The organism is Chlamydia trachomatis A/HAR-13 (genome assembly GCF_000012125.1).
Classification (GTDB): Bacteria; Chlamydiota; Chlamydiia; order Chlamydiales; family Chlamydiaceae; genus Chlamydia; species Chlamydia trachomatis.
In genome coordinates, this window is record NC_007429.1 from 205,802 (window position 1) to 232,331 (window position 26,530).

Sequence of the window (26,530 nt, forward strand, 5' to 3'; positions counted from 1 at the left end):
GTGAATAATCTTGATTGTTAACGATCTCCTTGTTAGGATGGTCGGGTTCTGTGTACTAGATCCCTAGTCATATGAATATGTTTGGTAAGGGCCTACTGTATAAGAAGTTTTGCTTCTTAGGTGGGACGTCATTAATGGGGGTGCGGTGTTTGCGTTTTTAACCAGCAAAAAAGTCGGCATTCTCCCCTCTAGATGGGGAAGCTCCCGCTTCCCCGGAAAACCTCTAGCAAAAATTCTAGGGAAAACCCTTGTTCAAAGATCCTATGAAAATGCCTTAAGCAGTCAATCTCTAGATTGCGTTGTTGTGGCAACAGATGATCAACGAATTTTTGACCATGTCGTTGAATTTGGGGGGCTCTGTGTCATGACTAGCACATCTTGCGCTAACGGAACCGAGCGAGTAGAAGAGGTTGTGTCTCGACATTTTCCTCAAGCAGAGATTGTTGTGAACATCCAAGGAGACGAGCCCTGTTTATCTCCTACCGTCATAGATGGGCTTGTGAGCACGCTAGAGAACAATCCTGCTGCAGATATGGTCACATCTGTTACAGAAACAACAGACCCCGAAGCGATATTGACAGATCACAAAGTGAAGTGTGTTTTCGATAAGAATGGCAAAGCTCTTTACTTTAGCAGAAGCGCTATTCCTCACAACTTTAAACACCCAACACCTATTTATCTGCATATTGGTGTTTATGCTTTTAGAAAAGCTTTTCTAAGTGAATATGTTAAAATTCCTCCTTCCTCGTTAAGCTTAGCCGAAGATCTTGAACAATTACGAGTATTAGAAATAGGTCGTTCTATCTACGTTCATGTCGTTCAGAATGCAACGGGCCCTTCTGTTGATTATCCCGAAGATATAACCAAAGTGGAGCAGTATTTATTATGTCTTTCAAAAGCATCTTTTTGACTGGAGGCGTAGTTTCTTCTTTAGGTAAAGGACTTACCGCAGCCTCTCTAGCTCTTCTACTAGAGAGACAAGACTTGAAAGTTGCCATGCTCAAGTTGGACCCCTATTTAAACGTAGATCCAGGGACCATGAATCCTTATGAGCATGGAGAAGTATACGTGACCGACGATGGCGTAGAAACTGATCTCGATCTTGGCCATTATCATCGCTTTTCTTCTGTACAACTGTCTAAATACTCCACCGCCACTTCTGGACAAATTTATACTAAGGTGCTCACTAAGGAACGTAATGGAGAATTTCTTGGCAGTACAGTTCAGGTTATCCCTCACGTAACTAATGAGATTATTAATGTCATTCAATCGTGCGCAGATCACCATAAGCCTGATATCCTTATTGTGGAAATCGGAGGGACAATTGGAGATATAGAATCGCTACCTTTTCTAGAAGCTGTACGACAATTCCGCTGCGAACATCCTCAGGATTGCCTTAGCATTCACATGACATATGTCCCTTATCTAAGAGCTGCAAAAGAAATTAAAACCAAACCTACTCAACATTCCGTACAGAACTTGCGCAGCATTGGAATTTCTCCTGATGTAATTTTGTGCCGTTCTGAAGCTCCACTTAGCACGGAAGTAAAAAGAAAAATCAGCCTGTTTTGTAATGTGCCAGAACATGCAGTTTTTAACGCGATAGACTTAGAGCGCTCCATTTACGAAATGCCCTTGTTATTGGCTAAAGAAAATATCTCAGACTTCTTGTTAAATAAACTTGGTTTTTCACCTAAACCTTTGGATCTTTCAGATTGGCAAGATCTTGTGGAGGCTTTATGTGATAAGGAGCGCCAACATGTTCGCATAGGGCTTGTTGGAAAATACCTAGAACATGAAGACGCATATAAATCTGTATTCGAATCTCTTTTCCATGCGTCTGTGCCAGCAAACTGCTCTTTGGAACTTGTTCCTATTGCTCCTGAATCAGAAGATCTTTTAGAACAACTGTCTCAGTGCGATGGATGTTTAATTCCTGGAGGTTTTGGCACAAGAAGTTGGGAAGGGAAAATCTCAGCAGCTCGTTATTGCCGAGAACGGAATATCCCCTGTTTCGGAATCTGTTTAGGAATGCAGGCTTTAGTAGTCGAATATGCAAGAAATGTTTTGGACAAACCTCTTGCCAATTCTATGGAAATAAATCCAGAGACTCCAGATCCAGTCGTCTGCATGATGGAAGGACAAGATTCTGTCGTTAAAGGGGGCACTATGAGATTAGGAGCTTATCCTTGCCGAATTGCTCCCGGATCTTTAGCCTCTGCTGCTTATAAGACGGATCTTGTACAAGAACGTCACCGCCATCGATATGAAGTAAATCCTTCTTATATAGAACGTTTAGAAGAACATGGATTAAAAATAGCTGGGGTCTGTCCTTTAGGAGAGCTTTGCGAAATTGTTGAAATCCCCAATCATAGATGGATGCTTGGCGTACAGTTTCATCCTGAATTTTTATCAAAATTAGCTAAGCCTCATCCACTATTTATAGAATTCATTCGCGCTGCTAAAGCCTATTCTTTGGAGAAAGCGAATCATGAACATCGCTAAGCAACAACAAGCTTTTTTAGGGATCGATTATGGGAAAAAACGTATTGGCCTAGCTTTTGCCAGTTCCCCTCTTCTGATCCCTTTGCCTATAGGGAATGTAGAAGCCCGTTCCTCTCTTACTTTGACAGCTCAAGCGCTCGTCTCTATTATCAAAGAGCGTGCTGTTACGACAGTAGTTTTCGGGAATCCATTACCTATGCAAAAAGCTTATGCTTCAAGCGTGCAATCAGAAATTCAAGAACTAGCCGCACTCATCCAAGAAATGACTGCTATAGAAGTCATTCTTTGGGATGAGCGGCTATCTTCAGCACAAGCAGAACGCATGTTAAAAAGCGATTGTGGGCTTAATCGAAAACAGCGGAAAAATCCTTCGGATAGTCTAGCTGCCACTTTAATCCTTTCTAGCTTTTTAGATTCTCGAAAACTATACTAGGATCCCTCATGGCAAAGCCATGTTTTATGAGAGAGAAATCTTTTTAGGCACATATTCGTTTTTTTGGTATTGTGGGCTCTCTCTTAAAAAATTAACACTCTATACTAGGTTGTATCTTGGAAGAAATTAAAGACTTTGGCCCCACATTACCAGCCTGTCCTCCCTGTATCGTGGTTATTTTTGGTGCTACAGGAGACTTGACCTCTAGGAAGCTCTTTCCTGCTTTATACAATTTAACAAAGGAAGGACGTCTATCCGAAAACTTTGTTTGTGTTGGGTTTGCTAGGCGACCTAAGTCTCATGAGCAATTTCGCGAAGAAATGAAGCTTGCCGTTCAGCATTTCTCTCACTCATCGGAAATAGATATTCGAGTTTGGGAAAGTCTGGAAAATAGAATCTTTTACCACCAAGCTAATTTTTCTGATGCCGAAGGCTACTCTGCTCTGAAAGCTTATTTGGAGCAACTAGATCAACAATATGGAACACAAGGGAATCGTCTTTTTTATTTATCAACACCACCAGATTATTTCCAGGAAATCATCCGCAATTTAAATCGGCATCAGCTATTCTATCATGAACAAGGAGCACAACAGCCTTGGTCTCGGCTAATTATAGAAAAGCCTTTTGGAGTTAATTTAGAAACAGCTCGAGAGCTTCAACAATGCATTGATGCCAATATTGATGAAGAGTCGGTTTATCGAATAGACCATTATTTAGGAAAAGAAACGGTTCAAAACATTCTGACTATTCGTTTTGCTAATACTCTCTTTGAGTCTTGCTGGAATTCTCAGTACATAGATCATGTGCAAATCAGCGTTAGCGAATCAATTGGTATAGGATCTCGAGGGAATTTCTTCGAAAAGTCGGGCATGCTACGAGACATGGTACAGAATCATTTGACGCAGCTGCTATGTCTACTGACTATGGAACCTCCTTCTGAATTTTCTTCCGAAGAAATAAAAAAAGAAAAAATTAAAATTCTAAAGAAAATTCTTCCTATCCGCGAAGAAGATGCTGTTCGTGGCCAGTATGGTGAAGGGATTGTGCAAGATGTTTCAGTTCTGGGCTATCGGGAGGAAGAAAATGTCGATCCGAATTCTTCAGTAGAAACCTACGTTGCGTTAAAATTATTTATCGACAATCCTCGCTGGAAAGGGGTTCCCTTTTACTTACAAGCAGGGAAACGTCTTCCTAAAAGAACAACAGATATCGCTGTGATCTTTAAAAAATCCAGCTACAATTTATTCAATGCAGAGAATTGTCCTTTGTGTCCGTTAGAGAATGATTTACTTATTATTCGTATTCAACCGGATGAAGGTGTTGCGTTACAATTTAACTGCAAGGTTCCAGGAACAAATAAGCTCGTACGTCCTGTAAAAATGGACTTCCGTTACGACAGCTATTTTAATACTGTTACTCCCGAAGCTTATGAACGGTTACTGTGCGACTGTATCCTTGGGGACAGAACGCTATTCACTAGCAATGAAGAAGTCTTAGCATCTTGGGAACTATTTTCTCCTCTATTAGAAAAATGGTCTCAAGTACGCCCTATATTCCCTAACTATATGGCTGGATCTTTACGTCCTCAAGAAGCTGATGAACTATTATCTAGAGATGGAAAAGCTTGGCGGCCCTATTAATTTGTTTTGCAAGAGGTTGTATACATGGCTACCCTTATTAGCCTAAATGATGCGAATAGAATGCTTATCGCTGACTCTCAAGAAGAGTTTTTACAAATCGCATGTTATGATTGGATCTCTACAGCAAATAAAGCGATTCACAAACGCGGTGCATTCTATGTCGCTCTTTCTGGAGGAAAAACTCCTTTGCAAATTTTCCAAGAAATTGTGAAGAAGCGCGCGGCTATTTCAGACTGTTCTAAAATTGTAGTATTTTGGGGAGATGAGCGCGCAAACGAAGATGTAGAAGCTGGAAGTAACTATCTAAAGGCTATGGATATCTTAAAAGGATTGCGCATTCCAGAAGATCAAATCTTTCGTATGGATACCGCAGATCCCAAAGGGGATGAGGCTTATGAAGCGTTGATTCAGAAGTATGTTCCAGATGCTATTTTTGATATGGTAATGCTTGGAGTTGGTGAAGATGGTCACACGCTTTCTCTCTTTCCAGAAACACATGCTCTGGAAGAAAAAGAGCGTTTTGTAGTCTTTAATGAAGTCCCCCAATTACATACCCGCCGAATGACTTTAACATTTCCGATTGTTCGACAAGCGCGGCATCTTGTGGCCTACGTTCAAGGTGAGAATAAACAAGATCTTTTCCATAAACTTGTGCACCCTTTAGGTAGGGATACCTTTCCTATAGAACGAGTAGGAACTCCTCTAAATCCTGTGCAGTGGGTACTATCTTCTGATAGTTGTAGAAAAACGGATCTAGCGGATATTCCGGCCGATTGTAAATTAGAGATGTTCTAACTTCTTCTTCGATTACGAATAGCCATCTGTTGTCGATTTTTAAAAGACCATAGTTGCAGGCAAATCCATTCAAGACAACTTGGTGCAGAAGAATAGGAATCCAACGCTTGCACAGCACGAGTGATGATAGACAAGACTTCTTCTAAAGGATAGACTGGCATAGTCTTGATTTCGTTTAGGAGATCCGGATATGCAAGTAATGACACTGGCACCTTTTTTGCTAAAAGAAACCGATCCCTGAATAGTTGTAGAAGGACCGTTAGCATAGCCTTGGTTTTGTCTCGCAGCACCTGTTTATCTTCATCAGCTGTTCCTTTTACTTGAGAGCCTATGCGTGTCACAGACTCCTTACCCTGTGCTAAACCAATCAAAAACGCGATATCCTTTTTACTAACTAAAGTCTTTTCCTCCATAGGAATACGAAATGACACACATCTAGATCGAATAGTAGGAGGCAGTCTCTGAGGCAAAGCGGATACTAGTATAAACATACCGTACTGTGGTGGATCCTCTAAAAGCTTCAAAAAAGCTGAGATCGCATCTAGTGTTATTCTATCGGCCTCATAAATAATATAAATTTTATATGGGCTTTCATAAGGATGAATCCAAATATCCTTTCTAATTGCACGGGGTGTCTCAATCGTATGAAGACGTCCTTTCCCCTGAGGAGAGTACTCGTGCATGTCTGGATGCAGTTTATTAGCTAACTTGTAAGCAGCTTCGGGTAAGGTTTCTTTGATAATTAGAGAAGCATATTCATAAGCTCGAGCTGATAAATTGGATAAATCCTGCCCATGTAAAATGATAGCAGAAGGAAGCTTCTGATCACGCACTCTCTGTATAAGAGCCTCCCAAGCAGCACTCTCCATTACCTCCCCCTGTCTATATCAATGCACGAATCTGTAAGAGAGCTTGGTCAACAGAAGCCTCTGTTGGCAAGAGGGCATCTAAAACCTTGTACCTATCTGGAGCTTTTTCTGCTAAAGCAAGAAATCCTTCTCTGACAGACTGGTGGAAAATTTGTGGTTTTTGCTCAAATTTATCCAGATGTTTCTGACGAGCCTTTCGTAGTAATCCTTCTCTTGCTGGGATATCCAATAAGAATGTGATGTCTGGCAAGAACGGCTTATCTCCCACAACATGATAACATAAGTTCGTAACAAAACTCTCCCCTAAGCCTCCAGCAATTCCTTGATATACAATAGTAGAATCGTGAAAACGATCGCTTATAACCGTCTTCCCAGACTTAAGAGCAGGTATGATCTTTTCCTGAATGTGTTGTGCACGAGCTGCTAAAAACAACAACAATTCTGCATATGGAGATATTTTTTGTTCTGGATCCAGAAGAAGGCCTCGAACACTGTCTCCAAGAGAGCATCCCCCTGGCTCTCTCGTAGTGACAATTTCTCTGCCTTCTTCTATTAAACGCTTAGAAAGTGCTTGTATAAACTGAGTTTTCCCAGCACCTTCTCCGCCTTCTACTACAATAAACACGCTATTCCTCTATTGTATCCTGCCCAGATTGAACACTTGCTGCAAGATTTTCTTCCGTTTCCACTGATTCTGTATTTATGGATAGTTTTTCCATAGCAACAAGCGTATCTCCTTCTCGAAGATTGACAAGACGAACACCTTGTGTGGCTCGTCCCATTACCCGCACATCTTGCATGTTAATTCGGATTGCTTGTCCTTGAGCAGACATAAGTAGGATACTATCACAATCCGTTACCGAAATAGCTCCTAATACATCTCCATTTCTTTGGTTAATCACGATTGAACGAACACCAACACTTCCGCGATTTGTTTCTCGGAAATCACAAACTAGCGAACGTTTCCCAAATCCATTATCACACACAACTAGAACGCTTTGATCTTCAGTTACAACTTGACAGCTGACTACAAAATCTTGTTCATTTTTTAGAGAAACACCTCGAACTCCTCTAGCAGCTCGTCCCATTGGACGAACCTTATCATGAGGGAAGCGAACTGCCATTCCAAGACGTGTAAATAACATAACTTTCTCTTCATCGTTCGCTATATGACGAGCAGCTATAAGCTCATCCCCATCATCGATCTCGAGAGCTCGTATTCCTTTTTTACGAGGGCTGCCAAAGGCATCTAAGGAGACTTTCTTGACAACACCCTTCTTGGTAGCTAAAAAGAGGTATTCTCCTTGCTCGAACCGTTTTACATTAAGCACCGCAGCAACTTGTTCTCCGGGACGGATTCCTTCCAGGAAATTAATAATAGGTTTCCCTTTTGCTTTACGTTCTCCTTCAGGAAGCCGCCATACTTTCAACCAGTAACACTGACCGAAGTTGGTGAAGATCAGTAAGTAATCTTTCGTGGATGCGGAGTAAACAGCTTTCAAAAAGTCGGAACCTTTCTTCATATCGAATCCAGTGACTCCTTGCCCGCCACGTTTTTGTTCGCGGAAAACTTTAACTGGCATACGCTTCACATAATCATCCCCAGAAATTGTGATGATTACAGACTCATCTGAAATAATATCTTCTATGTCCCGAACATCTCCTGCGTCCATTTCAATTCTAGTACGACGAGGCGTCTTATGAACTTTATGTAATTCTTGCAGTTCTTCACGAATGATATCTTTAACTAACTCTTCTTCAGCTAGAACCTTACGATAATAAGTAATCTTTTCTAACAGCTCGCTATACTCTTTTTGTACTTTATCTGCTTCTAAACCGGTGAGTTGGTACAATCGCAATTCAAGAATAGCTAATGCTTGTGCTTCTGAAAAACTAAATAGTTCAACCAGCTGTTGTTTTGCGTGTTCTTTATTTGAACTTTCTCGAATGGTTTTTACTACTTCGTCCATACAAGAAAGTGCTTTTAAGAAGCCTTCTAGTATATGCGCACGAGCTTCCGCTTTATTTAACTCATAACGAGTTCTTCTTTGGATAACGTCCATACGATGACGAATCCAAGCAGAAATCATTCTATGAATATTCATAGTGCGCGGAAGATTTTTATCTAGAGCCAACATATTAGCTCCAAACGTCACCTGCACATCTGTGAATTTATACAGACGATTGATAACAACTTCAGAGGATTCTCCTTTTTTCAGCTCCAGCACGACACGAATCCCGTCTTTGTCAGACTCATCGCGGACATCCGATATTCCTGTTAAGGTCTTTTCGTTGATTAACTCCGCTATCTGCTCAATTAATCGTGATTTATTTACGTTGTAAGGCATCTCTGTGAGAATAATATTTTCTCGTTGCTTGTCCGAGTTCTCCTCTACGTGCATACGAGCGCGCAAACGTAACTTTCCTCTTCCTGTATAATAGGTAGAACGAATCCCTTCTGTACCACAAATAATCCCTCCTGTAGGGAAATCTGGGCCAGGCATTACCTCCAAAATATCTTCAATAGAGGTTTGACTGTTAGCCAAAACTAATAGCGTAGCCTCAATTAATTCCCCTAAATTATGCGGTGGAATATTTGTTGCCATCCCTACCGCGATGCCTGAGGAGCCATTACAAAGTAAATTGGGGAATTTTGAAGGAAAAACTACAGGTTCATATTTAGTTTCATCGTAGTTAGGGACCATATCTACAGTATCTTTATCTAGGTCCTCTAACAAAAAGATAGCGCTGTGAGTCAGGCGAGCCTCTGTATATCGCATGGCAGCAGCTGGATCCCCGTCGATGGATCCAAAATTCCCTTGACCATCAACAAGAGGGTATCGCATGGCCCAATCCTGTGCCATCCTTACTAAAGTAGGATAAATGACACTTTCTCCATGAGGGTGATAATCTCCGGAAGTATCACCGCAAATTTTTGCGCATTTTCTGTGCTTTACTCCTGGAGTCAGATTTAATTGTTTCATAGCGTATAAAATACGTCGCTGAGAAGGTTTTAATCCGTCCCTAGCATCAGGCAAAGCGCGGGAAATAATTACCGACATGGAATAACGAAGGTAGCTCTCCTTCATTTCCTCTTCAAGATTTTTAGGGACGATGATTTCTTCTTTATTTAGCATGGTAGTTCTGTCTCCTAAATATCTAAATTATTCATCCGAATGGATAAAGCGTGACTCTCAATGAACTCACGTCTTGGAGGTACCTCTTCTCCCATTAACATTGTAAAGATATGGTCTGCTTCGACCGCATCCTTTAAAGAGACTCTAACGAGAGTCCTTTGCTCAGGATTCATTGTTGTATCCCACAACTGATCTGCATTCATCTCTCCAAGACCTTTATACCGTTGAATCTCAATTCCTTTTCTTCCAAGGCCTTTTAAGTAGTCTATTACCTCTTTCAAGGTGTAACAAACATACGGAGATATTTTCGGATCTTCTGTAGAAACTGTAATACCAGATCCTTTTGGATGGAGGTAATTCCGGATATCGTAACCGTAATCACCTAAATCGCGCTGAAGTTCTTCGAGAACAGAACCTTTATATAATTCTAAAATCCGCGAAGCAGATTCTTCATTGGCAGCAATAGCTGCTTCCTTCTCTTCATGAGAATGGAGATAACTGCCTCCCTGCTTCCCACTTTCTGGAGGATAGTAATACAAAGGATAAGCTCCGTCTCGGAACATATCCAAGAATTCAGAAAATGGAATCGCTTTTTTCTCTAAAGAAACAATAAAACTTTCGACCTCTAGAATAAGATTAACGAACGTTTCTAAAGCTTCCCCTCTCAGATCCCTTAAGGTGTCATCAAAAACTATCTGGCTTTCTTTTGTTCCTAAGTTCAGCAAATAGCCATCCATCTCTTTTTCTGAGAGAATGTAACGGAAATCTTTTTTCTTGCTCACTCGATATAAAGGAGGTTGCGCAATATAGACGCATTCATTTTCTATCAAAGCGGACATATGTCTATAGAAGAATGTTAGCAACAAGGTTCGAATATGAGAACCGTCCACGTCAGCATCTGTCATAATAATAATACGTTTATAACGCAATTTGCTGAGGTTGAAATTATCCTTCCCAATTCCACATCCTAAAGCTGCTATAATGCTTCCAATTTCCTGGTTTTGGAAAACTTTTTGTAAACGAGCTTTCTCAACATTCAGGATCTTACCACGAATAGGAAGAATTGCTTGAAAACGACGATCTCGTCCCTGCTTAGCTGAACCTCCCGCAGAGTCTCCTTCCACAATATACATTTCACATTTTTCAGGATCTTTTTCCAAGCAGTCAATTAACTTACCTGGTAAGCGAGCGCTATCTAAAGCACTTTTCCGAAGAGTTAGCTCTCTAGCTCTCTTAGCAGCTTCTCTAGCTTGGGCTGCAACGAACACCTTGTCTACAATCGTTTTAGCAATTTGAGGATTTTCTTCAAAAAATGTGGTTAACACCTCACCACTAATTTGCTGAGAAACCGATCCGACATCACTATTTCCAAGTTTTTGTTTTGTTTGCCCTTCAAACTGAGGATTGGGCACTTTAACGGAAACAATTGCTACTAGCCCCTCTTTGATGTCTTCTCCAGTCAAAGACAACTTGTCACTTTTAGATAGATTATGAGCTTTAATATAGGAGTTTACTGCCCGAGTAAGAGCCGTAGAAAATCCTGTTAAATGAGTTCCGCCTTGTCTTGTAGGAATATTATTAGCGTAAGAATAGATTAATTCGGAGTAACCAGAATTCCACTGTAAAGCGGCCTCAAATTCTATATCCCCATCATCTCCAGGTCTCGATCCCTGCATATAAATAGGATTTGGGAAAAGAATTTCTTTATTTTGGTTGAGGTAACTGACGAATGATTGAATTCCGCCTTCATAGAAGAAAACGACTTTATCAAATCCCGTATCACGGTCATCTTCAAAAACAATCGTGACTCCACGATTTAAAAATGCTAATTCTCGCAAACGCTTCATTAAAATCGCGCGATCAAAAACGCACGTAGAGAATATAGCTGGATCTGGATAAAAGAGAACTTCTGTACCTCGTTTGTCTGTAGGACCAAGCACCTGTAAAGTCGTTAACGGAGCGCCTCTTGAAAACTCCATGCTATACGCTTGTCCATCTTTAAATACTTTTGCAATGAATTTTTCGGACAGAGCGTTAACGCACGAAACTCCTACTCCATGCAAGCCTCCAGAAACCTTATAACTGTCTTTATCAAATTTACCTCCCGCATGTAGTACGGTAAGAACCACCTCTAAAGCGGAAATTTCGCGTCCTTGCTTGGCAGATTCTTTTTCGTGAATCTGAATAGGAATTCCTCGACCGTTATCCGAAATAGAAATACCTCCGTCTTCCAATATGCGAACAACGACCTCGGTACAAAAACCCGCCATTGCCTCATCGATACTGTTATCCACCACTTCATAAACCAAGTGATGCAATCCGGTAACTCCTGTATCACCAATGTACATTCCAGGACGCTCACGAACAGCTTGCAATCCTTCTAAAACGGTGATGGCTGATGCGTCGTATTTCTTTTCTTGTGCGTCCATAACTATCCTAATAAAAAGCGTATCTCTTTAACTTTGGCACCGGGAACTGCTGAATGAATTCGGGATATCAACTCTTTTTGAGAGCTTTGTTTTAATACAGCATATAACGAAGCATTACGGACTTTAATCGATAAAATTCCATCCTTAAGCCCTATAGCCTGAGTCATCCCATTATACTTCTTTCCTAGAATTTCATACCACGCCTCTATGACCTCTTGTGGCTTGCCCGCAAGAATTTTTCGCAAATGAGACAAATGGTCCCGGAGAAAATGTTTTGCATGCTTAATGGGAGAATCTGTTCGACTTGGTTTTCTACGACGAAAACTAGGTAGATTTTGAGGATAAAAAGACACAACGCTCCTTCGATATGCGCAAGCACACCTTCCTTCGCAGAAGGCTCAGGAAGAAGGCCCTTATACTTGTTGCGAACTAAAAAAGTCAAAGTATTAGCGCTAATTCTAGTAAATCCTTGGATTCTTAAAATGGGTAGTTAACTGATTAACAATCATTGGAAACTAAATCATTAATCGACTCACTTTTAGATGTCTTAGGCAAAACTTTACAACAGAAACCATCTAAATGAACCACTTCACCTCTTTGTCCTAGAATAAATAATTCATCCCAAACGCGAACAAAATTTTGATCCGTATCGATTCCTTCTTCTAACAACCGTTCTCCATTACGGCCTATTTTACCAGCTTTGACTAATTCAACTACATGGCTGCCCACAGCGATGTATTTAGGAGCATGACTAAGATCTAAATCTTTCTGCAGAATGACTGGACGCTCTTGTTGGACTTCCTCCGGACCAGACAAGGGAATCCCTGGCTCACAAGTATAAGAAGCTTCTTCAATAAGAGGAGTCGCCTGCTCTTCTTGGATAACAGGTTCTTTAAACAGATCCTGTTTTGTTAGAATCACGTATTTTTCCATGCTGCTTCGGATGTGACAAAATTCTAAAACAGCTAATAGAAGCCCGGTGGCTAATACAACCCCACCAAGAAACAAAACTCCCAAACAAACAGAAAAAGCTCCACCAACAGCTGCAGCACACGCTCCAACAATAGCCAAACTGTGCCCAGCACAAATAAAGATAACGAGACCTCTTTACTACCTTGAATTATACTGGGTATTCGCGGTCGAATTGTCCAAGACAATGTATTCTGTGAAGCTTCTTGTCCAACCGATTGCACAAACTCCTCCTTTCTTGTTTTTTTGAGATCAAACAAGTAGATGGCGGAAGAGTTTCTACTAAACCCGAGAAAAACACAAAAAGAATCTCATAATCGCGCCGTTTTATATACGGTCATTTAAAATTCCCTCTCGAATTTCTCGCATGACTTTTTGCATATGATGCATGTTGTGAATGGACGCCCAGATACCCGCATTTGGCTCATGTACTTTAAACAAATGTCTTAAGTAGGCGCGCGTTATGCCTTGAGAGCATGCAAGACATGAACACCCAGGCTCTATAGGATTTAGGTCAGAAGAGTACCGTTGATTATTAATTTTTAGAGGGCCTTGTAATGTCAAAATCATGCCATGTCGCGCAGCTTTAGTCGGATAAGAGCTATCAAAAGAATCTATTCCGAAACCAACAGTGGCCCAAATAGAGGGCAAATCTCCTATCCCTAGCAGATGTCTAGGTCTTTCTGCTGAAAGATTTGCAGCGGTAACACCCACCACCTCTACGATATCTTGAAGATTTTTCCCCAAACTGCCTCCAATAGCAGAGCCATCGAAAGGCAAATCTTCTACGAATTTACAGCCAAGTTTTCTTTGATCAGGGAAAGTCCCCCCATGAATGACTCCGTACATGGACTGAATTCCAGGATTTTTTAAATGATAATCCAAAGAACGTTTCTCCCAAACGTAAGTGCGTTGAGATGACTGGTGAAAATATGTGGGATCTGCATGAAAGGGCAGCAGCTCATCTAAAGGAAGAATGATATCAGCGCCCAAATCTTTCTGCGCTTGTACAGAAATTTCTGGAGAAAGAAATAGCTTACGGCCATCTCGGTAGGATTTAAAGTGTACCCCGTCATCATTAACTTTAATGATGGTGTTTCCTCCTTTTTTCTTCCCGCAACTTTTAATCTCTTCAGCTACAGAACCATATGCCAAGCTAAAAATTTGAAATCCCCCGGAATCTGTAATAATAGGCGCATTGCGACCAATAAATTGGTGTAATCCACCCATAGCAGCAATAGCTTCTGCTCCCGGATGCACTATCAGATGATAGGTATTGCAAAACATTAGCGGGATATTGCTATGATCTAAAACCCCTTTTAGAGCTCCATTTGTAGCCACAGGAACAAAAGCCGGTGTATCAATATACCCATGCGCCGTCTCTATCCGACCTACTCTAGCCCTAGATTTTTTTGATTGATGCAGAATCTCAAAACGTAAAGCCACAAATCCACTCCTTTATCTAAGCGAATTCTAAAAAAATAATAAAATTCATAAATCATTCTAAAGAGAGAGGGAGAAAAGACATAGTGAAAAAAGCCCGAAGAAAACCTTTGTCTTCGGACTCACCCACTATTTGAAAAATAAAACATTTAGAGTACCGGTGATCAATAGGAAGATGACCATCGACATGATATCGTTAAGAGCTGTAACAATCGGACCAGAAGCTAAAGCCGGATCAACGCCGATTTTTGCAAAGAAGAAAGGAGAAAGAACTCCTAGAGTAGTAGCAGTTAACGAAGCACCGAGTATCCCCACAGAAACGGTAACCCCTAACTGGACTCCTCCCGTAGCAAACAACCCAAGTCCCAAGCATCCCATACAACAGACAACTAGACCACAAAGAATCCCTAAAGCAACCCCTGTTAACAATCCAATGCTCATTTCTTTAAGAATGGTCTCTCTTCTTCTACCAAAAGAAAGCGTTCCTGTTGCCATACTACGAACAAGAATCGTGCTGCACTGCACTCCCACGTTTCCCGAAAGACCATTCACTAAAGGAATGAAGAAAATGACCATGGCTAAAAGAGTAGGGGCAATTTTTTGAAAATATGCCATTACCGAAGCGCTGACAAGTCCCGCACATAAGGTAATAAGTAACCAAGGTGCCCGCAATAAGAATCGTTGCACAACATGGCAGTCGTGATATCCAACATCTTCTGTCGTCCCCGCCATTCTAGCAATTGTTTCGTCTGCGATATCTTCTATTGTTTCAACCACATCTTCATATGTGATAGCCCCTATCAAAAAGTTTTCTTCGTCCACTACAGGTAAAACAGCGACTTTATACCGCTCCACAAGGTCCACAACTTCTTCTCTAGTTGTATCAGCTAATACCTTATGTTCTATAGGACGCATGATTTGCTTTAAGGGCATTTCTGGCGAAGCAATAATTAAACTTCTATCTGTTACAAAACCCTGCAACTCCCCTTTAAAGTCTAAGACAAAAACTAGTCGGGTCAAATCAATGCCAGGATTATTGCGTATGCAAGTGGCAACTTCTTTAACGGTTGTTTCCATTAAAAAGGCAAAAAACTCATTGGTCATGAGTCGCCCAGCCGTATTCCTTCCATGCTTTTGTAAATCACGAATCTTTAAGGCTTTCTTAACGTCGATTAAATCTAAAATTCTTCGATATCTTCGGTCAGGAATATCATCGAGAACCCAAATCGCTTCGTCTGGAGGCATTTGTTCTATAAGAGCGCAAATTTCTCCATCCGATAGATTGCGGAAAATAGCCCATCGCGAAGCGGAATCCGTATTAATAATAAAAGCAATCTTGGAAGCTATACTATCGAGATTCTTATAAAGAATAGAGCGTGAATCCGAAGGTAGACATGATACCGCATACGCTAAGTCAATAGGATTATATATACTGACTATTGATGTTAAATCTTGCGAATGTTCCCCTGCTGTTAGGGTATCAAAAGCTTCTTCTAGTTTAAAACATAGTTCATCATCTAGATGACTAGTTTTAGAATCCATAAGACTTCCGGAAGTTAGCGCAACATCCAATTTTTCTTCGTTTCTATTTTGCTCTTTCACGCCCTTCTCCGTTCTTTATATAAAGACTCTTAAAAGTCGTCTATTAGCGACACATTCGGTCTAAAGTCTCGCCAAATCTAATACCTCAGACTATCTATTAAGAGACTTTTTTACGAAAACGACAAAAAGTCTTCCGAGACTCTTAAACAAGAGTCCTTCACTATAAAAAGATACTTTACAAACAGATACACTTAGGCAGCGACCCTAAATTATTTTGCACTGTAAGCTTCGTTTCTTCTGACAAATGAAAACAAGGAATTAGCCGTCAGACACCCATGCCTCGGATCCTCCGCCTAATCCTCGACTACATGATGAAGATTTTACTGTAGATCTGCAAGCAAAATCGCTTTACCTGCTAAAAACTTTAGCAGTTTAAAACTAAAAGCTGGCCAACCTTCCTGGAACAGCCCCATATAAAAATGATGCCAGATACTCTTTACTTTCGGGGAAAGATTGTATTGATGGCCGTGCTCCAGAGATGATTACCCCATCTTTCAGAAGAAACAGTTGTACCGGCTGGAAACAACCAAGCAAATACCAAGCATTTTGCCCTAACCCGGAGCGCGTCCCTCCTCCCTCGAACATATAATTTTTTTCACAAAAAATCCCCCAAACTCCTCGCGAACGAATCACGTCATTATTCCAATCTCGTTCCAAACTGGCTAAAACCACTCTACCTGACAAAGGATTTAGCAACCCATATAAGTTCGCTAAATAACAGGCTGCTCCGTAAAAAGGGGCCTTAACAGCTTTCAACAAAGAGCGAGTCATTTCTCGAACGATATCAGAACAAACAAACCTTTCCTCTTTAGGGATGTCTGTCTGATAGTTTTGACGCACCATCTGGAATAGGATATAGAAGGGAACAATGAAAAAGCGGAAAATATTGTACAGCATCCGCATTATGGAAAAGATAGGTAATAGAATACTGGTAACGACGCAAATAACGGTCCGAGCGTCCATGGGAGGATATGTATAAACGGGTGCAATCCCTGACCCTGTTCTATCTAAAAGCGAAACATCCATATACATATCGGGCTCTTGGATCGGCCGGATGAATTCTCCTTCTTTTTCACACAGGATAACCCGCTCCCATTGCCGAGAGATAAAAGGTTGTATCTTCTTCCCGTATAAAACATCCACTTTACCAGCGATTCTAAAAAGAATAGCTAGCCCCCCTCCAAATAAAATAAAGGGAAGAATCGCTATAGCAAACATTTTAGGAAAGGTCAGCACTCTTGAATTAGCTAGATAGGCTATCCGACAACAAATCCACCCTAAAACAACAAGAACCCCTACAACAAAACTAATAGCACGAGCCAAAGATGGTCGATAAGAAGAAGCGTTTAAACTACACCCGGTTATACGTTTCTGAGTAGCTCTCCAAGCTGAGCTATTAGGGAAAGATTTCGCGGTCACAGGACGCAATCTAACCTCCGCAGGAGGGAGATTTAGAGACATAGAAACCATTTTAATTCTAACCTTCTAAAAATTTTACTTTTACAAAGTTGAAGCCATTCTTTTGTCCCAAGTATTAGACTAGATTTTACTAATTAAAAAAACCGTTTTATTTCTAAGTCGACTAATCAAGAAATATCAACCGCTGGTTTAATAAAACCCAACTATTTATAATGCTATTTCATTTCTTTTGCAAAAACTCTCTACTTTAAATTAATTTGGACTTTAAAACCTTTATGGCAACAACAGTTAATCCTAATTACTCTCTTCCTTTTTGTGAGAAAATGGTTTCCTCAGCTACGTTAGCTGCTCATTCTTTTTTTAATCATATCAAACTTTTGATTCCGCTTCTTGTAGGATATTTTTGCATATTATTAGGAGCTCTAATCTTAACAGGTGTGATTACGACTATACCCTCTATTGCAGCAAGCTACTTTCTTTCTCTGGGAGTTACTTTGGTTATCGTCGGGGCAGGTTTATGCGCAGCCTTTAAACGCCCTCTCTTCTCTGTCACTCAATCTAAAGCCTCAACTCTTCTGCATATCTCTTGCGATTAACGCCTTGCTTGATTAACAATCTCATGATACGATCCTCTCCTTCCAAAATGTTTCCCTCTTTTTTAAGTGTTCGCTATGTTGACACTAGGCTTAGAAAGTTCTTGCGATGAAACATCCTGTTCTCTTGTCCAGAACGGGAAAATCTTAGCAAATAAAATTGCTTCTCAAGACATTCATGCTTCTTATGGAGGAGTGATCCCTGAATTAGCTTCTCGCGCTCATCTACAAACATTCCCAGAACTGCTGACTGCAGCAACGCAAAGCGCGGGAGTCTCTTTGGAAGATATCGAATTAATTTCGGTAGCTAATACTCCTGGTCTTATTGGAGCCCTATCTATCGGTGTAAACTTTGCAAAAGGGTTGGCAAGTGGGCTGAAAAGACCTCTCATAGGAGTGAACCATGTAGAAGCGCATTTATATGCCGCTTGCATGGAAGCTCCCGCCACTCAATTCCCTGCTCTAGGGCTTGCTATTTCTGGTGCCCATACATCTCTATTTCTCATGCCTGATGCCACAACTTTCCTTTTAATAGGAAAGACTCGAGATGATGCTATTGGCGAGACTTTTGATAAAGTAGCTCGTTTTCTCGGCTTGCCTTACCCAGGAGGACAAAAATTAGAAGAATTAGCTCGAGAAGGTGATGCAGATGCATTTGCCTTTTCTCCAGCTCGAGTTTCTGGTTATGATTTCTCTTTCAGTGGACTAAAAACAGCCGTCTTATATGCTTTAAAAGGCAACAACAGCTCAGCAAAAGCACCTTTTCCTGAAGTCTCTGAAACACAGAAACGAAACATTGCAGCATCGTTTCAAAAAGCTGTTTTTATGACTATTGCTCAAAAACTTCCTGATATTGTAAAAACGTTTTCTTGCGAGTCTTTGATTGTTGGTGGGGGCGTAGCAAACAACAGTTACTTTCGTCGCTTGCTAAATCAAATATGCTCTCTTCCGATATACTTCCCTTCTTCGCAGTTATGTTCAGACAACGCTGCAATGATAGCTGGGTTAGGAGAGAGACTGTTTTGCAATCGCACACATGTTTCTAAGGAGGTCATTCCATGCGCAAGATATCAGTGGGAATCTGCTTGCTCCTAGCATTAGCAACTTCTGGATGTTCAAAATCCTCCTCTAACGCAACCCATCGGTCTCCAGCTACTCACACAGTTGCTGTAAGCGTAAAAGATGATCCTCGCACATTTGATCCTCGAGAGGTTCGCCTTCTTTCTGATATCAATTTGATTCATCATCTCTATGAAGGATTGGTACAAGAAACTCCTTCTGGAGAAGTCTTCCCTGCTTTAGCGGAGAGTTTCTTCTTATCCGAAGATAAAAAAACTTATACTTTCAACTTGAAAAAAGCTTTTTGGAGCAATGGAGATCTTATTACCGCTCATGATTTTGTTCGTTCCTGGAATGATGTGTTACAAAATCGTGTCGCTAGTATTTATTCTTTCGCCTTTCTCCCTATTGACGTGAATAAGGATTCTGGATTTTTTGCCAAAGATGATCATACTCTTGTTATCAATCTCCTCACTCCAACTCCACATTTTCTAAAGCTGCTTACCCTCCCCGTATTTTATCCTGTGCATTCGCAGCATCAGATACAGAAAGAAGAAAAATCTCTTCCGATATCTACTGGAGCTTTTTTCTTAAAAGAGAAGAAAGACCGAAGATGGTTAAAGCTAGAGAAGAGCCCTTACTACTATAATAAAGACCAGGTAGCTGTACAGGAGATCTGTATACACATCATTCCTGATCAACAAACTGCTTCTGCTTTATTCAACCAAGGGAAGCTAGATTGGCAAGGTCTCCCTTGGGGACATAGTATTCCGCAAGAAACTTTAGCCACAACAAACAAACGACGAGCTCCCCGATCATTTGATATATCTGGTACTTCCTGGCTTACATTTAACACTGCCAAAAAGCCTTTTAGTCATTCCAAGCTTCGCCAAGCTTTGAGTCTAGTTTTAAACAAAGAAGCTCTTGCCTCCTTGGCTTTTGTTAAACCTGCAAAACATCTCCTTCCTGCACATTTGCACACCTACCCAGAGCAGCCTTCTTATAAGCAACAAGAGGCCATCACTTTAGCTAAATCTTTACTAGAAGAAGCTCTGACTGAGCTTAACATGACTATTAAGGATCTAGAGAAGTATCCTCTTACCTTTTCCGCAACGTCTACTATGAACTCACAGATAGCTCAGATGTTGCGCGATCAGTGGCGAAGAAGTTTAGGAATTACTTTCCCTATCTGCGGGAAAGAATATGCTTTGTTGCAAAACGATCTAATAGGCAATACTTTCTTTATGTCTATAGGTGGCTGGTTTGCCGACTTTTCTGACCCTTTAGCGTTTCTTTCCATTTTCTCCTCGAAAGGAGTCAAACCTTATGCTTTACAAGATCCTCAATTTGATCAACTGATTCTCTCTATAGAAACGGAAAAAAACCCTCAAAAACGCTCAGCTTTAATTTCCGAAGCTTCTCTATACATAGAAAGACAAAACGTCATAGAACCCCTCTATCACGACGTGTTCCATTATACAACAAATAATAAACTTTCTTTTGTTAGACTACATCCTTCGGGCCTAGTTGATATGCGGTATGCTAAAAACTCTTAAAAGATGTTTTTACTCCGTGCGTAGAAAAGATTCTCTCTTTAAAATGCGGAGAGGTCTTGTCTAGAGAGTGTTAAATTATCACTCTTGGCAAAGGCCTTTTATGTTTTCAACTTGTTATCTGTGATTAGATCGCAATACAATATACAAAGGAATCTACTATGCTCAGCTACATAAAGAGGCGGCTGTTGTTTAATTTGCTTTCTTTATGGGTAGTAGTGACTCTAACGTTTTTTATTATTAAGACGATCCCCGGAGATCCTTTTAATGATGAAAACGGAAACATCCTTTCGCCAGAAACTTTAGCACTATTAAAGAATCGTTACGGGTTAGATAAGCCTTTATTCACCCAGTATCTTATCTATTTGAAATGTCTGCTAACACTAGATTTCGGGGAATCTCTTATCTACAAAGATCGTACTGTGATCAGTATTATTGCTGCCGCTCTTCCATCTTCCGCTATTCTTGGACTTGAAAGCTTGTGTTTATCCCTCTTCGGAGGCATTACTCTTGGAATTCTGGCAGCTTTCTATAAAAAAAGCTGCGGCCGAACTATTTTCTTTTCTTCTGTGATTCAGATATCAGTACCCGCCTTTGTTATAGGAGCCTTTTTACAATATGTTTTTGCTATAAAATATTCTTGTCTACCCATAGCTTGCTGGGGGAATTTCTCTCACACCTTATTGCCCTCAATAGCTTTAGCAATTGCTCCTATGGCATTCATTACTCAGCTAACCTGTGCCTCTGTTTCCGCCAATTTAAAAAAAGATTACGTCTTATTAGCTTACGCTAAAGGACTTTCTCCTTTTAAGGTGTTAATAAAACACATTTTGCCCTACGCTTTATTCCCTGTGATTTCGTACTCAGCTTTTCTTATAACAACTTTAATGACTGGAACCTTCTCTATAGAAAACCTTTTCTGCATCCCCGGTCTTGGGAAATGGTTCATTTGCAGTATTAAACAAAGAGACTACCCTATCACCTTAGGACTTTCTGTGTTTTACGGGGCCTTTTTCATGCTAACTTCACTTTGTTGCGACCTTCTGCAAGCGTGGATAGATCCACAAATTCGTTATTCTTATGGGAAAGAACGTTCTAAATAATAATTTAATAAAGGATTTCTAAAACAAACTCATGTTTCGATCTAGTTCGTCTCATACTTGGCGCTACATTCGTACAAACAAAATGCTTGTATTGGGCTGTCTAACTTTAGCTGTTTTGGTCCTAGCCGCAACATTTCTTCCCTACCTTTATCCTGATTACGAAAGAACTTTTCCCGAACATGCTCTTCAGTCTCCGAGCAAGGCGTTTCCTTTTGGAACAGATAATTTAGGCCGATGCATGTTGGCTCGAACTCTTCAAGGCATCCGGCTCTCTTTGCTCATCGCAGTCTCTGCTACAATTATTGACGTATGCTTGGGACTACTGTGGTCTACACTAGCTCTTGCCAGTGGAAAAAAAGTGGCAGATATTATGAGCCGGATTACAGAAATTTTGTTTTCTATTCCGCGCATTCCTGTCATTATTCTTTTATTAGTTATTTTTAATCACGGAATCCTTCCCCTTATTTTAGCAATGACAATAACTGGCTGGATTCCTATAGCTCGTATTATTTATGGTCAGTTTTTACTGTTAGAAAATAAAGAGTTTGTGTTGTCTGCTCGAGCTTTACAAGCATCAACGTTTCATATTTTAAGAAAACATCTCCTTCCCAATTCTCTAGGGCCAATTATTTCTACTTTAATTTTTACAATCCCTAATGCTGTATACACAGAAGCTTTCATCGGTTTCCTTGGACTGGGAATACAACCTCCTTACGCCAGTCTGGGGACTCTTGTAAAAGAAGGCATTCATTCTTTAGCTTACCATCCTTGGCTCTTCTTTATACCTTCGTTTTTTATGATCATTGTCTCTGTAAGTTTTAATTGTATAGGAGAAGGTCTACGAACCAAATTGTTAGAGGAAAATACTCTTGTCTGAAGATTTATTAAAAATTGATAATCTAGTCGTCTCCGTAAAAGATTCCAATCAACGATTAGTCAATCACTTGTCGCTCACTATCAAGCGATGCCAAAGTATGGCACTTGTAGGAGAAAATGGTTCGGGGAAAACAACCGTTTCTAAAGCAGTTTTGGGGTTTCTCCCCGATAATTGTTACATCCAATCTGGAAGAATCCTTTACTCCAGCACAGATATTACACGCTTATCTCGTAGACAACTTCAAACAATCCGCGGGAAGAAAATCGCAACTATTTTCCAAAATGCCATGGGAACCCTGACTCCTTCTATGCGTGTAGGAGCTCAAATTGTAGAAACCCTAAGATATCATTTCGATATGTCTAAAGAAGAAGCTTTCTCTAAAGCAAGAGAACTGCTTGAGAGTGTACACATCGAATCTCCTGATCGATGCCTACAATTATATCCCTTTGAGCTTAGCGGTGGCATGTGTCAACGAGTTAGCATTGCTATTGCTCTGGCAACCAATCCGGAACTCATTATTGCAGATGAACCTTCAACAGCGCTAGATTCTATATCCCAGGCTCAGGTATTGCGTGTACTGACACAAATTCACCAAAACCATTCTACAGCTCTACTACTCATCACTCATAATTTAGCTTTAGTATCTGAACTGTGTGAAGAAATGGCCATTATACGCTATGGGGAGATCGTTGAGCAAGGTCCTGTGCAAGAGCTACTGCACTCTCCGTCTCATCCTTATACCCAGCAACTGATCCGCGCTATTCCTAAAATTCCTAGTCCTAGCTATCTTTCACCTAAAGAACCTCTTGCAACAACCGCGTATTAACCTTTTAATTAGTTATGTCTACGTTAGTTTCTATTAAAGATCTTTCTCTTACTATTCGCAAACAACCTATTTTGAGAAACGTGCATCTTGAAATATGTCGAGGAGAATGCCTAACAATAGTCGGAGCAAGTGGATCTGGGAAAACCTCTCTAGCTTTAGCGATTTTGGGATTACTGCCTCCAGATGCTCAAGACTCGATCGATTTTCATCTTCCTCCAAAAACTCCAAGAACTAAAGCGGTGCAGATGATTTGGCAAGATGTCTATAGCAGTCTCAATCCCATGATGACTGTTCAAGAAATCATTGCCGAACCACTACACATCATGGGGGGTCTTTCTAAAAGCCAACAGCAAGAAGAAATTGCTCATGCATTGAAACTGGTTCATCTTCCTAAATCATTTTTATCTTTACGCCCTAATAAACTAAGCGGAGGGCAACGGCAACGCGTAGCTATAGCAAGGGCTTTGGTGTGTAAACCGGAATTAATTATCTGCGATGAACCTCTATCCGCATTAGATACTATGAACCAAAAATTGATTCTTGATTTATTTCAAACGATTAAGAATCAATATAACAATACTTTTTTATTCATCACTCACGATATGTCTGCTGCTTACACTTTAGCTGACAAAATAGCTGTTATGGACCGTGGATATTTAGTAGAAATAGCTTCTAAACAAGAGATCTTTTCCTCACCTAAACATATAAAAACTCGTGGGCTTCTTGATGCTATTCCAGCTTTTACTTTCTCTTTTTGATAATCTATCGTTATCCTGTAGCTCTTTGTTAATGCTTTTTTTTGTCATAAATCTATAATAGCGTTGCACGCTCTCGAACTGTTATCTTTTGCGTGTCAACTTAATGTGGTTTAGATTCGCCTTGTCTGCTTAGACTCCGAGCTCCATGGTCGTTGCTCTGCTACGGCCTGCTCGTTTTCTGAGAGTCCTTCCTTCCGTGAAAGGCTTGAAGGTTTGCACTCATATAGAGTCGTTGACAGAAGATTTTTGGCATGCTACGACCAGGAAATAATCGATTATTCACAAATCTTCAGAACTGGAGTAACTTTGACGATGGAAATCTCCCATATTTTGGAAGATCTCGTTTACGACAACGGGGTTCTTCCTAGAGAAGCCATAGAAGCTGCGATCGTCAAGCATCACCAAATCACTCCTTATTTACTCAAGATTTTGGAAGAAGCTATTGATCATGTGTCTGATATCATTGATGACGACTGCTATCAAGGCCATCTTTATGCTATGTACCTTTTAGCGCAATTTCGAGAAACTCGTGCTCTTCCGCTCATTATTAAGTTATTCTCTTTTGAGCAGGATATCCCTCATGCAATTGCTGGGGATGTGCTTACAGAAGATCTCTCCCGAATCTTAGCCAGTGTTTGTGATGACGTTGCTCTTATCCAAGAACTCATTGAAACCCCTCACGTAAATCCTTATGTGCAAGCCGCAGCCATTTCTAGTTTAGTGGCTCTCGTCGGCGTCCACAAGCTTTCCAGAGAAACAGCTATTCGTTATTTCGGAGAATTACTTAATTATCGGCTAGAAAAAAAGCCTTCCTTTGCTTGGGATAGTCTTGTTGCTTCCATTTGCGCTCTTTATCCTAAAGAACTTTTTTATCCTATTAGCAAAGCTTTTTCAGCTGGTCTGATAGATACATCTTTTATCAGTATGGAAGATGTAGAAACCATTATTCACGAAGAATCCATTGATTCTTGCTTAAAAGAAGTCCTCTCCTCCACAGATCTTATCAACGACACTTTAGAAGAGATGGAGAAATGGTTAGAAAGATTTCCTTTTGAGTCATAGTTTTTATCCAGATAAAATTATAGGGAGCCATGAATAAACACAAACGCTTCTTATCGCTCGTACTCTTAACATTTATCCTTCTCGGAATTTGGTTCTGCCCGCATTCTGATCTCATCGACTCCAAAGCGTGGCACTTATTTGCGATATTTACTACGACTATTATCGGAATCATTGTACAACCCGCTCCTATGGGAGCCATTGTTATCATGGGCATTTCTCTTCTGCTTGTGACCAAAACATTAACTCTAGATCAAGCTTTGTCCGGATTTCATAGCCCTATTACTTGGCTTGTATTTCTTTCGTTTTCCATAGCAAAAGGCGTGATTAAAACAGGTCTTGGAGAGCGAGTTGCTTACTTCTTTGTAAAAATATTGGGTAAAAGTCCTTTAGGATTGAGCTATGGCTTAGTTCTTACAGACTTTTTATTAGCACCGGCAATCCCTAGTTTGACAGCTCGCGCTGGAGGCATTCTTTTCCCTGTTGTTATGGGATTATCAGAGTCTTTCGGTAGTTCTGTAGAAAAAGGCACGGAAAAACTTCTCGGATCTTTTTTAATCAAAGTAGCTTATCAAAGCTCTGTAATTACAAGTGCTATGTTTTTAACTGCTATGGCTGGAAACCCTATTATTTCTGCCTTAGCAAGTCATTCTGGAGTAACGTTAACATGGGCAATTTGGGCTAAAACCGCAATCCTTCCAGGGATTATTAGCTTAGCCTGTATGCCTTTTGTACTCTTTAAACTATTCCCACCACAAATAACTAGCTGTGAAGAAGCTGTAGCAACTGCCAAAACTCGCTTAAAAGAAATGGGACCTTTAAATCAAGGCGAACGCATTATTCTTTTAATCTTTTCTCTTTTAATATCTTTATGGACTTTCGGAGATTCCATCGGCATCTCAGCAACAACCACAACATTTATAGGACTATCCCTACTCATTCTTACGAATATTCTTGATTGGCAAAAAGATGTTCTTTCTAACACTACTGCATGGGAAACCTTTGTCTGGTTCGGAGCTTTAATTATGATGGCTTCCTTCCTAAGCGCTTTTGGGTTTATTCATTTTGTAGGAGATTCTGTTATTGGGAGCGTTCAAGGTCTATCTTGGAAAATAGGGTTCCCTATACTCTTTCTTATTTATTTCTACTCTCACTATCTATTTGCGAGTAATACAGCACATATTGCAGCCATGTACCCTATCTTTCTTACAGTATCCATCTCCTTAGGCGCGAATCCTATGTTTGCTGCCTTAGCCTTAGCTTTTGCTAGTAATTTATTCGGAGGACTCACACACTACGGATCTGGTCCAGCTCCGTTATACTTTGGATCCCATTTCGTCTCCGTGCAAGAATGGTGGCGCTCTGGCTTTATTCTTAGCATAGTCAATCTAACCATTTGGTTGGGATTAGGAAGTTGGTGGTGGTACTGTTTAGGATTAATTCGCTAACGTGTTTGAGCAA

Annotated in this window: 22 protein-coding genes and 1 pseudogene; 14 read left to right on the forward strand and 9 right to left on the reverse strand. The window is 40.5% G+C overall.

All coding sequences use genetic code 11. The annotated features are described in order from the left end of the window. The first annotated feature begins 145 nt into the window (after positions 1 to 145). The 5 genes from kdsB (at position 146) to pgl (ending at position 5,373) form a co-directional block, all read left to right on the forward strand. On the forward strand, positions 146 to 910 hold the full coding sequence (gene kdsB, locus CTA_RS00980; protein WP_009871528.1) for a 3-deoxy-manno-octulosonate cytidylyltransferase: 765 nt from the start codon (positions 146 to 148) through the stop codon (positions 908 to 910). Continuing rightward, on the forward strand, positions 886 to 2,505 hold the full coding sequence (locus CTA_RS00985; RefSeq protein WP_011324624.1) for a CTP synthase: 1,620 nt from the start codon (positions 886 to 888) through the stop codon (positions 2,503 to 2,505). The genes kdsB and CTA_RS00985 overlap by 25 nt, the downstream gene beginning before the upstream one ends. Beyond that, positions 2,492 to 2,938, forward strand: a complete 447-nt coding sequence (gene ruvX, locus CTA_RS00990) for a Holliday junction resolvase RuvX (RefSeq protein ID WP_009871530.1) — start codon at positions 2,492 to 2,494, stop codon at positions 2,936 to 2,938. Before CTA_RS00985 ends, ruvX begins: the two co-directional genes overlap by 14 nt. Positions 2,939 to 3,054: 116 nt before the next feature. Next, positions 3,055 to 4,578: a glucose-6-phosphate dehydrogenase gene (zwf, locus tag CTA_RS00995; protein ID WP_011324625.1), complete on the forward strand. Its 1,524-nt coding sequence runs from the start codon at positions 3,055 to 3,057 to the stop codon at positions 4,576 to 4,578. A 24-nt stretch (positions 4,579 to 4,602) separates the two neighbouring features. Beyond that, positions 4,603 to 5,373, forward strand: coding sequence for a 6-phosphogluconolactonase (gene pgl, locus CTA_RS01000; protein ID WP_009871532.1), 771 nt, complete (start codon positions 4,603 to 4,605; stop codon positions 5,371 to 5,373). Here the strand turns inward: pgl and CTA_RS01005 are convergent. The 9 genes and pseudogenes from CTA_RS01005 to CTA_RS01045 all read right to left on the reverse strand — a co-directional run bounded on the left by CTA_RS01005 (position 5,370) and on the right by CTA_RS01045 (position 17,292). Further along, positions 5,370 to 6,242, reverse strand: coding sequence for a DNA polymerase III subunit delta' (locus tag CTA_RS01005; RefSeq protein WP_009871533.1), 873 nt, complete (start codon positions 6,240 to 6,242; stop codon positions 5,370 to 5,372). The two genes, pgl and CTA_RS01005, sit on opposite strands and share 4 nt — an antisense overlap. Before the next feature lie 13 nt (positions 6,243 to 6,255). After that, the gene (gene tmk, locus CTA_RS01010; protein WP_009871534.1) at positions 6,256 to 6,867 is read right to left on the reverse strand and encodes a dTMP kinase; all 612 of its coding nucleotides are present in this window, start codon (positions 6,865 to 6,867) and stop codon (positions 6,256 to 6,258) included. 1 nt (position 6,868) lies between these two features. Continuing rightward, on the reverse strand, positions 6,869 to 9,379 hold the full coding sequence (gene gyrA, locus CTA_RS01015) for a DNA topoisomerase (ATP-hydrolyzing) subunit A (RefSeq protein WP_011324626.1): 2,511 nt from the start codon (positions 9,377 to 9,379) through the stop codon (positions 6,869 to 6,871). 14 nt (positions 9,380 to 9,393) lie between these two features. Next, positions 9,394 to 11,808 (reverse strand): DNA topoisomerase (ATP-hydrolyzing) subunit B, encoded by a 2,415-nt coding sequence (gene gyrB / locus CTA_RS01020; protein ID WP_011324627.1) that lies wholly within the window; start codon positions 11,806 to 11,808, stop codon positions 9,394 to 9,396. Between the two features lie 2 nt (positions 11,809 to 11,810). Continuing rightward, positions 11,811 to 12,161 (reverse strand): DUF721 domain-containing protein, encoded by a 351-nt coding sequence (locus CTA_RS01025; RefSeq protein ID WP_009871537.1) that lies wholly within the window; start codon positions 12,159 to 12,161, stop codon positions 11,811 to 11,813. Positions 12,162 to 12,306: 145 nt separating this feature from the next. Beyond that, a pseudogene (locus CTA_RS01030) lies at positions 12,307 to 13,078 on the reverse strand (hypothetical protein). Between the two features lie 26 nt (positions 13,079 to 13,104). Further along, a complete protein-coding gene (tgt, locus tag CTA_RS01035) occupies positions 13,105 to 14,223 on the reverse strand; it encodes a tRNA guanosine(34) transglycosylase Tgt (RefSeq protein ID WP_011324629.1) in 1,119 nt (372 codons plus the stop codon). Between the two features lie 126 nt (positions 14,224 to 14,349). Continuing rightward, on the reverse strand, positions 14,350 to 15,762 hold the full coding sequence (gene mgtE / locus CTA_RS01040; RefSeq protein WP_011324630.1) for a magnesium transporter: 1,413 nt from the start codon (positions 15,760 to 15,762) through the stop codon (positions 14,350 to 14,352). Positions 15,763 to 16,200: 438 nt separating this feature from the next. After that, on the reverse strand, positions 16,201 to 17,292 hold the full coding sequence (locus CTA_RS01045) for a hypothetical protein (protein ID WP_011324631.1): 1,092 nt from the start codon (positions 17,290 to 17,292) through the stop codon (positions 16,201 to 16,203). A gap of 224 nt (positions 17,293 to 17,516) precedes the next feature. Between CTA_RS01045 and CTA_RS01050 the strand changes: the two genes are divergently transcribed. The 9 genes from CTA_RS01050 to CTA_RS01090 all read left to right on the forward strand — a co-directional run bounded on the left by CTA_RS01050 (position 17,517) and on the right by CTA_RS01090 (position 26,517). Beyond that, positions 17,517 to 17,837, forward strand: coding sequence for a hypothetical protein (locus CTA_RS01050; RefSeq protein ID WP_009871542.1), 321 nt, complete (start codon positions 17,517 to 17,519; stop codon positions 17,835 to 17,837). Between the two features lie 75 nt (positions 17,838 to 17,912). Next, on the forward strand, positions 17,913 to 18,929 hold the full coding sequence (gene tsaD, locus CTA_RS01055) for a tRNA (adenosine(37)-N6)-threonylcarbamoyltransferase complex transferase subunit TsaD (protein WP_009871543.1): 1,017 nt from the start codon (positions 17,913 to 17,915) through the stop codon (positions 18,927 to 18,929). Further along, complete coding sequence (locus CTA_RS01060; protein ID WP_011324632.1) at positions 18,893 to 20,449, forward strand: peptide ABC transporter substrate-binding protein; 1,557 nt, start codon at positions 18,893 to 18,895, stop codon at positions 20,447 to 20,449. The genes tsaD and CTA_RS01060 overlap by 37 nt, the downstream gene beginning before the upstream one ends. Before the next feature lie 158 nt (positions 20,450 to 20,607). Further along, entirely contained in the window at positions 20,608 to 21,549 is a 942-nt protein-coding gene (locus tag CTA_RS01065) for an ABC transporter permease (protein WP_011324633.1), read from the forward strand. A gap of 31 nt (positions 21,550 to 21,580) precedes the next feature. Continuing rightward, positions 21,581 to 22,426: an ABC transporter permease gene (locus tag CTA_RS01070; RefSeq protein ID WP_011324634.1), complete on the forward strand. Its 846-nt coding sequence runs from the start codon at positions 21,581 to 21,583 to the stop codon at positions 22,424 to 22,426. Then, positions 22,419 to 23,252, forward strand: a complete 834-nt coding sequence (locus tag CTA_RS01075; RefSeq protein WP_011324635.1) for an ABC transporter ATP-binding protein — start codon at positions 22,419 to 22,421, stop codon at positions 23,250 to 23,252. The genes CTA_RS01070 and CTA_RS01075 overlap by 8 nt, the downstream gene beginning before the upstream one ends. A 14-nt stretch (positions 23,253 to 23,266) precedes the next feature. Then, positions 23,267 to 24,010 (forward strand): ABC transporter ATP-binding protein, encoded by a 744-nt coding sequence (locus CTA_RS01080; RefSeq protein WP_011324636.1) that lies wholly within the window; start codon positions 23,267 to 23,269, stop codon positions 24,008 to 24,010. 306 nt (positions 24,011 to 24,316) lie between these two features. Beyond that, positions 24,317 to 25,072: a DUF1186 family protein gene (locus CTA_RS01085; protein ID WP_010725120.1), complete on the forward strand. Its 756-nt coding sequence runs from the start codon at positions 24,317 to 24,319 to the stop codon at positions 25,070 to 25,072. A 29-nt stretch (positions 25,073 to 25,101) separates the two neighbouring features. Continuing rightward, complete coding sequence (locus CTA_RS01090; RefSeq protein ID WP_011324637.1) at positions 25,102 to 26,517, forward strand: anion permease; 1,416 nt, start codon at positions 25,102 to 25,104, stop codon at positions 26,515 to 26,517. The last annotated feature ends 13 nt before the right edge of the window (positions 26,518 to 26,530 follow it).